This window comes from Archangium violaceum Cb vi76 (assembly GCF_000733295.1).
Taxonomy (GTDB): domain Bacteria; phylum Myxococcota; class Myxococcia; order Myxococcales; family Myxococcaceae; genus Archangium; species Archangium violaceum.
The window spans coordinates 44568-54266 of the sequence record NZ_JPMI01000090.1; the positions used below are offsets into that span (position 1 = coordinate 44568).

Consider the following 9699-nt stretch of genomic DNA (forward strand, 5'->3'; position numbering starts at 1 on the left):
ACGCAAGCACCCACCTGCATTGTTTGTCTCCGTAATGATGGAGGCGCCGATAGTCGCGAACACGTTCTCCAAAATGGATTACGAGCACGGTTCCTGTTGCCGCGCGGTGTTTTGTGCGACCGCTGCAACAACGCAACATCCGTGTTAGACCGAGCGCTCCTTGATTTTGTGTCGTTATCAATGCGCCAGAGTCCCGAGAGATCCGTTCTCTCTGGAAGTACCGCCATCTGCAAGCTGGACGGGCGGTGGTGGAGAACTCATGCGACTGAGCGGAGTTGGAATCGCCCTCTACCGCCGCAATTGCTCGTTCTTGCTGATGGTACCATAAGGGCATGGGGCGCAAGTCCAGACGTGCTTCAGGTTATGCGTTCTGAACTACATCCCAATGCTTCGCCAGATATCAGCGGCTGTGACTTCCGAGAATTCGAGGTGGAATTGGGTGGGCAGGTGATTGTCGCACGCAGCAGGCGGGGGGTGTACCAGGTTCTAGCTGCCAGTGAGTCTGAACAAAGAGCAGTGGAGCAGATCATTGCTTCTGGGCAGCTGGCGAAATTGCCTTGGGATTTCAGCCCCGGGCTTGATGTGCTCCTCAAGAGCACACAGACGCCTGTTGTTGGGGTCCTGCCTTTGCGTGTGGACTATGCCCATCGGGCACTTTACAAGATCCTCCTCAGTTTCGTCGCGTATGCTCTTGGCCCGGAGTTGGCGCGACTCAGAGTGTTTGATGTCTTTCGTCGAGCAGTCCTTGAGGGGCAGATCGAAAGAGAATATGCGTTCGAGCTGGGTGTTGAGCGGATTCAGCGCATCGCGCAAGGTGGGGAACGGCTGGGATTCGGGCGAGAGGCGGCTGTTTTCCTTCTCCTTTTTCAACAGGACACGCCAATCAAAGCTGAGTTGGCGGCAGAACACGTCTTGCAACCTGGCAAGCATTCATTGGTTATTGGCTGTGCGCATGGTCATATCAATGCCTTGGTCTCATTCTATGGTATGCCCCATGCCAGTTTGATGTGTCCTGTGCCAGGACTCGACTGGTCTCCGAAGGGGATTTGGGGGTGTGCCATCGTCGATCCAAGGGATGGTGCCTCTAGCAATGACGGCATCGGGCGCCCATCTCCGGAAGGTTTGGAGCACATCTCTCGTTATCTACATGAGTTGTCGAGTAGATATGAGGGGGATAGAGCCGAAATCGGGTGCTCGCTGTTGCCGAGTAAGCCCCAATTAATGAAGTTTGGTTTCACTTATGAGGCACAGGCAAGCTCTTGAGGCAATGCCGACATCTCAACCATTCGCGCTGGTCTCTATTCTTTTCCGCTCGCACTCTTCCTCTCAAGCCCTCCTCGAAATGGCGAAAGCCGAGTAAAATGATTTGTACGAGTTTGATTCCTCCGATACCATTCCCTCGTCCTCTCGTTCTGGGACATGGAGTTCGTCCTGTTCCATCTGACCGGGATTTATGGAATGCTTGTAAGAGGCTTGCTTGAACACGATTTCTGGGCAGGGAGTGCGTGCCGCGTACGAGGTTGCAAAGCGGGTTTATCTATCCGTAATGAGTGAGACTTCGGGCGTGCGTAAATTGGTTCAGCAAAAAGCCATGTCAAAGTCTTCGGCTTTGAATTATATCCGCAACTTCCAGAAGATGTGTCTCGGGCAGGCTTACCACTATACGATCAACGCAGAAGCAACGCGCTATTTCCTTGAGCACATCCGAGATGATTTCGGAGCTGAAACAGCTACAAGGGCTGTTTGTTCGGTACGAGCCCACCTTGTGCGCTATAGAAATGGAAGGCCTGGGCAGTTGAAGGATGTTGAAGCGATCTGCGACGAATTTGAACGAGGTTTGCTCTCAGATGAGTTCCAGAGGGAGCAGAACGCCTTCCTTGAAGCTGTGTTGAGCGCACAGCGATCATCTGAAGAAGAGCGGCAGTTAAGGCTCGCATCTGCCCCGCGCAAGCCCCGCAGAAAGCTCGTGCAGACGGTCGCGTACGAGCGTAACCCTGACGTGGTGGCAGAGGTGTTGGCGCGAGCCAATGGCCTCTGCGAAGGGTGCCGCCAATCCGCGCCGTTCATTCGCGCCTCCGATGGCACTCCCTATCTTGAGGTGCATCATTGCATCCGACTCGCAGATGAGGGCGAAGATACTGTTGAGAATGCTATTGCTCTCTGCCCTAACTGCCATCGAAAAGCTCACTTTGGCAGTGAAGACCTAACGTGAGTTGGTTGATGGGTGGCCCCAGCCATTTCTCCGCCCCAGCAGGGTATGGGCGTCGTGCGCGATCTGGTCGGCTCACAGGTTGCCCGAAAGGTACCGTCCTGCGGGCAGCGCGGAGCAGCCTTGAACTGGACGGCCCTGCATGGCCGCGCTGCGTCTCGGGTCGTCGCGGGGTGCAAGGGGGTCCCACCCGTGCTCCTTGAACCAGTGTGTCGGGTAGCAGTCCCAGGACCGCGCATGTCCAGAGCTGTCGACGGCAGCCGAGATCCGATGAGATTTGACGGTCGGGTCGAGAAGTCGACCGGAGTGGTAGAGCGCCGTACACCACCTGCGCAGTAGCGGGCGGCGATAAAAAGAGAGGGCCCGGGTCTGTGCCACCCGAGCCCTCCGGAGTGTTGCGGTCGGCTGGCGGCAGGAGTGCCTCCGGGCCGCGGCCCCGTCAAGTTCCTGCCCGTCCGCTCGGAGTGTGCGGACGTGGAGCTTCTTCTCGAGGAGCGTTGCTCCTGGTGCCTCAGGGTCTTCTTCATTTGCCCCTCCTGCTATCGGGGCCAGTCCTACTGTAGCCCGGAGTGCCGCGAGGCCGGCCGCCAGCGGGTGGTACGTGCGGCCAGGGCCCGCCACCAGCGTAGCGAGGAGGGGCGGTTGGACCACCGCGACCGGCAACGCGCCTACAGGCAGCGGCGAAGCCAACGCACCAGGTACAGCGTGACGGCTCCACCTTCGCAGTCGCATCCGGCCGCGGTGGAGTGCGCGGCGCCGGGCGAGCCGAGCGCACCGATGGGCGGTGAGCGCGAGCGAGCCGGCGTGGAGATTGAGCATGGATTCCCCCTCGCTGCTGCTGTGGCCCTCGGCCACGCAGACGCGCCTGTTGCTGACACACGGCCCGGAGGAGAAGCTGAGGGCGGTGCTGCCCCCGTTGACGCACCTGCGCCACGGCCGGGCGGTGACGACGGTGCTGGAGGGACTGGCGCTGTGGATGGACGCACCGTTGCGCGTTGTGCTGTGTGCCAACGCCACGGCCGTTTCGTACTGGCTGGGATTGACCGACGCACGTGGCGTGGGTACGCGCGGCCTCTTCTACGAGGTGCAGCTCGTCGCGCCACGGGACAAGCGCCTGAGCACCGAGGTGCACGGCCTGGGTGACTTCGGGGACATGCACGCGCTGAGCGAGGCGCCGCCGACGGGAGGGTTGCCGTGACGGTGGACACGCAGGTGGAGGCGGAGGTGCGGCGGCTGTACTACGCCGAGCACTGGAAGGTGGGCACCATCGCCAGCCAGCTTTCGGTGCACGGGGACGTGGTGCGCCGGGTGCTGGGACTGCTGGAGCGCGGCGGAGCGTCACGACAGGAGAAGCCGCGGCTGGTGGAGCCGTATGCGGACTTCATCGGCGAGACGTTGGCGCGCTACCCGAAGCTGCGAGCCACGCGGCTGTACGACATGCTCAGGGGCAGAGGGTACGAGGGCAGCGTGCGGACGGTGCGCGAGTACGTGGCCGGAGTGCGCCCGCGGCCCACGAGGGAGGCCTTCCTGCGGGTGGAGCCGCTGGTGGGCGAGCAGTCGCAGGTGGACTGGGCCTACGTGGGAAAGGTGAAGGTACCCGGAGGAGAGAGAGCGCTGTGGCTGTTTGTCCAGGTGCAGGCCTGGTCGCGCGGCATGTGGGGCGAGTTCGTCTTCGACATGGGAGCCCACTCGCTGGTGCGCTCGCTGGTGAGAGCGGCGGGCTACTTCGGCGGCACCAGCCGGCAATGGCTGTTCGACAACCCCAAGGCGGTGGTGCTGGAGAGGTATGGGGACGCGGTGCGCTTCCACCCGCTGCTGCTGGAGGTGGCGGGCCACTACCGGGTGCAGCCGCGGGTGTGCGCGGTACGCAAGGCCAACCAGAAGGGCAAGGTGGAGCGGGCCATCCGCTACCTGCGCGAGCGCTTTCTGGCGGGCCGGAGCGTGCACTCGGTGGAGCAGGGCAACCGGGAGCTGTGGGCCTTCCTTCAGGAGGTGGCCCACGCGCGAGCCCACCCCACGCAGCCCGGGCGCACCGTGGCCGAGTGCCTGGCCGAGGAGAAGCAGCGCCTGCTTCCGCTTCCACCGACACCGGCCAGCACCGACAGGGTGGAGCCGGTGAGCGTGGACGCCACCGCCTTCGTCCGCCTGGACACCAACAGCTACTCCGTGCCTCCGCGTTACGCCAGCACCTCCCTCACCCTGGTGGCCGATGACACCCGCGTGCGTCTGCTGGACGGCGCCCAGGAGGTGGCCCGCCATGCCCGCTGCTGGGGCCGGCGCCAGCTGGTGGAAGCCCCCGAGCACCGCGAGGCCCTGCTCGCCCTCAAGCGCCATGCACGTGAGCCCAAGGGGCAGGACAGGCTGCGCTCCGCCGTGCCCGGCGTGGAGGCCCTCTTCACCCGCTGGGTGGAGGCCGGCCGCAACGTGGGCAGCCTCACCGCCCGCACCCTCCGGCTGCTGGACACCTACGGCCCCGCCCTCCTGGCCGACGCCGTCCATGAAGTGCTCCAGCGTGGCACTCATGACCCGGGCGCCCTGGCCGCCGTGTGCGAGCAGCGCCGCCTCGCCCTGCGCCAGCCCCTTCCCCTCGAAGTCCACCTCGGCGGCCATGTCCCTGACCGGGACGTGCTGCCTCACTCCCTGGAGTCCTACGATGATTGCACCACCCGTCGACGTGATTGACAGGCTGCGCACCCTCGGCTTTCGCGCCGCCCCCGAGGCCTTGCGCTCCCTGCTGGAGAGCTCCACCCGCGGCCGGGCCTCGCCCACCGAGCTGTGCGAGCGCCTGGTGGAACTGGAGCACCGGGCCCGCGATGCCACCAACCTCGACCGCCGCACCCGCGTCGCCACCCTGGGCACCTTCTCCACCCTGGACCGCTTCGACTGGAATCACCCGCGCAGCATCGACAAGCCGCTCTACGAGCAACTGCTCACGCTCGACTTCCTCGCGCACGGGCACAACGTGCTGCTGCGCGGCCAGAGTGGCGTGGGCAAGACGACGCTGGCTCAGAACCTCGGCCTCACCGCCCTCCAGCAGGGCTACACCGTGCGTTTCACCACCCTCGCGAGCGCCCTGGCCGACCTGCTCAAACAGGAGTCCCTCCCCGCTCTCGACAGGCGTCTACGCCGCTACCTCCAGCCGGACCTGCTGATTCTCGACGAGCTGGGCTACCTGCCGTGTGACAGCCGCTCTGGAGACCTGCTCTACAACATCATCAGCCAGCGGCATGAGAAACGCGCAACGGTGATAACCACCAACTTGTCATTCAAGCAGTGGGGGACTGTCTTCCCTGGTGCGGCGTGCGTCGCGGCCCTGGTGGATAGATTCGTCCAGCACTGCCATGTGCTGGATATCGACGCGGACTCCTGGAGGCAGAAGCACGCGGGCCAGGCCCCGCAGCCGACAGCTCCGGCTCCCAAGCGCAAGAGCGCCAAATCCGCTTGAGCGCCCAGCCTCCGTGAAGCACCTCGCCCCCCGGTCGCGCCAACGATCGGGGGGGTTGTCGTCTTGGGGGGGGGAGGATGCTCGGCCGACCCGACCGTCAAATTCCGTCGGATCTTCGCTGCCGTCTACACCCGCATGCCCCGCACCTCGGGCCCGTCGCCGAGCGCCTCGCGCACGCCGCGCGGCAGCTCGCCGTGCGCCATCATCATCTGGCCGGCCTGAATCCGCACCGCGGCGCTGACGGCGGGCAGGGAGAGGACGCCCGCCCGCACCAGCCGGTTCACCCTCTCCACCCACTCGGCGGAGACGACAATGCGCGTGCCCATCATCACGCCGTTGCCGCCCATCACCATGCCCACCCCGAGTGTCACGGGGGCCGAGGGCCGCAACGCGGGCAGCGAGAACTTCAGCGCTGACCTCATCGTCACCAGCTCCATGAGCTGCGCCAGCAACATCACCTTCTCGACGTTCCTCAGCCCCGAGTGAAGGCGCTCCGCCGTCCTGTTGAACTCGCCGGACAGGTAGCCCATCAGCGCGGGCATGTTCTCCGCCGCTGCCTCCACCTGCCCTGACTCCAGCGAGGCCAGTGCGGTCATGGCTGGCTCCACCATCTTCCGCCAGCGGTCCATGTCCACGAACAGCGTCTCCACTGAGTTGTAACCCTGCTTGAACGCCACATCGAGGAGGTTGAGGAAGTCCACCCAGGCCGCGAGCAGCAGCGAGCCCAGCAGGGCGGCCTCCAGCCGTGGGCCCGCCAGACACAGCAGGGCCAGCTGCATGTCCGGGTCCTCCACGTCCGCGGCGGCGTGGGCCAGCCGGGTGGCGGCGGCGAACTCGGCGTCCAACCACCGCAACTGGCTCTGGCCATACTCGAGAGAGGGCACGAAGAGGCCCGCGGCCTTGCCGGCGATGCCCCAGTGGCTCTTGCGCAACCTGGACAGCTCCCCGGAGAGGTCGCGGGTGGAGCCAGACACGTCGAGCAGGGCACCGCGAAACGCCAGGTGGGCAGCCAGGGCGCTCTGCCACGCCGTCTCTTCCGTGCCGCCAGGGCCCACCGCCGTCACCGCCTCCCGCACGTCCTGGCGGCGGTGCAGCCGCTGTGGACCCTCGGGCTTGGGCGCGGACTCCTCGCTCGGGTCTCTGGCCCATGCGGGCGTGGCGGCCTCGTGCGGCGTGTAGCGCAGGTGCGTTCCCCGGCCGGGTGGTGACGTCCGCGACGCACAGGCGTTGGACAGCAGGGTCAGGGCCAGCAGCAGCCCCGTCCACTTGAATCCTGGCGACTCAGCGCGCATGGCTCATCCCCAGGCCCACGGAAGCAAAGGCCTCCAGGCGCTGCGCGCCCTGGCCTCGCGGAAACAGCAGCGTGCCGCCGTCCAGCACCAGCATGGGGTTCACATGAGCGTCGTACTGCTCCTCTACCCCATGGCGCCAGATGGTTCGTGCCGCGGATGGTGCCACGACACCTCGAGCGTGCCTACGCCAGGTGAGGCAACCCGTTCAACCGCGCCACCCACTGGAGGATGTCCGTGGGTTGGTGGGCGATGGAGTCCGGGTTCACGCGCGTGAGGACGTCGAGGGAATCGAGCCCCCACGACACGGACAGCACGCGCAGCTTCGTCTTCTTGCAGGCCACCACGTCCCGCTCTTCATCCCCGACGTAGACCACCTGCTCTGAGGTCAGCCCGTACGTCTTCAGGTACCGGGAGATGACCTTGTCCTTGCCGAACAGGTTGCTGGAGCAGTGGACGCGCCGGACAACGGACTCCATGCCGTTCTTCGCGAGGAACCGCTGGATGTTCTCGGTCGCGTTGGACGAGATGATGCCGACCGTGAGGCCGTGGCGGTGGAGCGTCTGGAGCACGGACAGCATGCCGTCGAAGGCCCGCACCGAGTCCACGACGTTCCTGTAGCTCCGGGCGACCTCCACCATCAACGAGGGCACCTTGTAGAGCGGGACCCCCATCTTGCTGCATCGCTCCGGGATGGAGAGCCTGCTCAAGACGGGGATGTCCTCCTCGGCCATCGGCTTGAACCGGTGCTTCTCCGCCACCTGGTTGTAGACGCCGAGGAGCGCCGACTTCGAATTGGCGATGGTGCCATCGAAGTCGAACACCACGTTGGAGATCATGCCGCGGACCTCAGTGCGCCGGCTTGAACGTCCCCGGCCGGGACGCCGCCGCCTGCTGCACGGCCTGCTCGAAGTCTTCCCGGCTGGTGTAGGTGCTGATGCCGCCCAGCTTGAGGCTGGCCAGCGACACCCCCATCAGCACCACCTTCGAGCCGAACAACACGCTCAGCGAGTTGATCTTCGGCGCGAGCGGTATGGCGCGCTCCGTCATGATGGTCCGCGCCTCGGTGGCGTAGAGCTCCATCTCCTCCCAGTCGTGGAAGATGTCCGTCTTCGTCTGGGTGGAGACGATTCCCTCGATGCTCGTCATGGCGAGGTGGGCCAGGTGGGCGTCGTACATCGCTCCCTGGAACCGCGTCACGATGACGTGGGGGGCGGGCTGCCACAGCCGCAGCTCCCCGTTCGGGGTGGTCCAGGTCTTGGTTCCATTCACGACCGAGTGCGCGAGCATGCGGGGCGAGTTACGGCAGCCGACGGCTGGAAGCAAGGACTGACGCTTCCCAGCCGCCGATGTGTGCTGGGGTAGGGGGTCCAACGTCGATCATAGGTCATTGGCCCGAAGAGTGCTCCCCCCGGTCGAGAAAGAGGTCGTCCCGTGGCACGGGGAGGTTCCGAGCGGAGCGGGAGACCGAGGGGTCCGCCCGGCGCTCCACCGTTTCGAGCAGGCGCAGCAACCGCTCTCCCGAGCCGTCCAGGGTGTCGCGGGCGACGCCATGGGCCTCCAGGGCGGCGAACAGGGCGGGCAGGTCCCCCGTATGGCGGAGGCCTCGGGCACAGGCGCCTCCCGGCCGGGCGCGGAGGATGGCGCTGCTGAAGTCGCTGCCGAGCATGACGGCCTCGGGGCCCGCCTGCCGGGCGTAGTGCAGCCAGTGGGCCACGTCGTCGTCGCAGGTTCCCGGTTGGAAGCCCTCCCAGCGCTCGGAGAGGGGGACCTCCTGGAAGGGGGAGCGGAAGAGGCCGATGCCGATCAGCCCTCCGCCCGCGGCGATCCGTTGGGCGAGGGGCGTGCTCAGGCAGCGCGTCGCGGCCCAGCCGGCCCCGGTGTGCGAGTAGAGGAGCGGCGCCCCCGCGGGCCCGGCGATGGCGAGCACCTCCTCGATGGTCCGGTCGCTGGCGTGGGCCACGTCGATCAGGATGCCGAGCTGGATCATCCTCCGGACCGCGTCCGCGCCGAGCGGCGTCAGGCCTCCGTCCCGTCCGTTGGCGAGGCCACCCACCACCGCGCCGAACTGGTCATCGGCCGCGTCCGCCAGCGGGTTGTCGACGAAGTGGACGAGGGTGATGGATCTCGCGCCCGCGGCGTAGAGCAGATCCACGTCCTCCACGCGCCGGATGCCCTCGCCGCCCTCGACGGCGGGGATGAGCACGAGCTGGCCGTCCGCGAGCTTCCGCCGAGCCTCCGCGGCACCGTGGGCCAGCACGAAGTCGGGGTTGCGCCGCGTGAAGGCCTCGAGCTCCGTGAGTTGGTGGAGGGCCTCGCCCAGTGCGCCGCGGCCGGGACGGGTGGCGGGAGGAGGCCAGACCGTCGCGAGGATGAGCCGTACTCCCGCCCGCCGCAGCGCCGCCGCGTCCACCTGGTTGACGAAGCGCTCCGTGTGCGAGCCCGCCAGCACGCCGTCCCCGGGCTCGCCCTGGAAGAGGGGCCCGAGTGCCTCGCGCATGGTCACGTGCACGTGGAGATCGGCCCGGATCACCTCGGGCGCCACCGCGGGAGCCGGTTCTTCCAGAAGTGGCCTCGGGCCGGCGCACCCCAGGCTTCCCAGCAACATCAACGAACAGAGCCACGTCCCCTGGATGGTCATTGCCTCACCTCTGGCCGAGGAGCATGCCGGAGCGACAGGGGGATTGTCGTGTTGCGCATGCTCCCTCTCCCTCTGGGAGAGGGCGGGGGGTGAGGGTCGTCACACGGAGTACGCA

At 66.1% G+C, this 9699-nt stretch carries 10 protein-coding genes; 5 read left to right on the forward strand and 5 right to left on the reverse strand.

Annotation, left to right across the window (positions count from 1 at the left end; genetic code table 11):
* The first annotated feature begins 363 nt into the window (after nt 1-363).
* The 5 genes from Q664_RS57710 (at nt 364) to istB (ending at nt 5654) form a co-directional block, all read left to right on the forward strand.
* The gene (locus Q664_RS57710; protein WP_152622101.1) at nt 364-1263 is read left to right on the forward strand and encodes a hypothetical protein; all 900 of its coding nucleotides are present in this window, start codon (nt 364-366) and stop codon (nt 1261-1263) included.
* A gap of 214 nt (nt 1264-1477) precedes the next feature.
* Nucleotides 1478-2212, forward strand: a complete 735-nt coding sequence (locus Q664_RS56340; protein WP_200883703.1) for an HNH endonuclease — start codon at nt 1478-1480, stop codon at nt 2210-2212.
* Nucleotides 2213-3026: 814 nt separating this feature from the next.
* Nucleotides 3027-3407, forward strand: coding sequence for a hypothetical protein (locus tag Q664_RS14490; RefSeq protein ID WP_043394789.1), 381 nt, complete (start codon nt 3027-3029; stop codon nt 3405-3407).
* Nucleotides 3404-4891 (forward strand): IS21 family transposase, encoded by a 1488-nt coding sequence (gene istA, locus Q664_RS14495; protein ID WP_043394792.1) that lies wholly within the window; start codon nt 3404-3406, stop codon nt 4889-4891. The genes Q664_RS14490 and istA overlap by 4 nt, the downstream gene beginning before the upstream one ends.
* Nucleotides 4863-5654, forward strand: a complete 792-nt coding sequence (gene istB, locus Q664_RS59055; RefSeq protein WP_084609886.1) for an IS21-like element helper ATPase IstB — start codon at nt 4863-4865, stop codon at nt 5652-5654. Before istA ends, istB begins: the two co-directional genes overlap by 29 nt.
* Nucleotides 5655-5779: 125 nt before the next feature.
* Here the strand turns inward: istB and Q664_RS14505 are convergent, their stop codons facing one another.
* The 5 genes from Q664_RS14505 to Q664_RS52090 form a co-directional block, all read right to left on the reverse strand.
* Complete coding sequence (locus Q664_RS14505) at nt 5780-6946, reverse strand: hypothetical protein (protein ID WP_052518095.1); 1167 nt, start codon at nt 6944-6946, stop codon at nt 5780-5782.
* A complete protein-coding gene (locus tag Q664_RS59060; RefSeq protein WP_160174407.1) occupies nt 6936-7112 on the reverse strand; it encodes a hypothetical protein in 177 nt (58 codons plus the stop codon). The genes Q664_RS14505 and Q664_RS59060 overlap by 11 nt, the downstream gene beginning before the upstream one ends.
* A gap of 16 nt (nt 7113-7128) precedes the next feature.
* Nucleotides 7129-7782 carry an HAD hydrolase-like protein gene (locus Q664_RS14510; protein WP_043394794.1) on the reverse strand — a complete coding sequence of 218 codons (654 nt, stop codon included), beginning with the start codon at nt 7780-7782 and terminating at the stop codon, nt 7129-7131.
* A gap of 10 nt (nt 7783-7792) precedes the next feature.
* On the reverse strand, nt 7793-8215 hold the full coding sequence (locus tag Q664_RS14515) for a hypothetical protein (protein WP_160174408.1): 423 nt from the start codon (nt 8213-8215) through the stop codon (nt 7793-7795).
* 115 nt (nt 8216-8330) lie between these two features.
* Nucleotides 8331-9584 (reverse strand): dipeptidase, encoded by a 1254-nt coding sequence (locus Q664_RS52090; RefSeq protein WP_084609888.1) that lies wholly within the window; start codon nt 9582-9584, stop codon nt 8331-8333.
* Between the last annotated feature and the right edge of the window lie 115 nt (nt 9585-9699).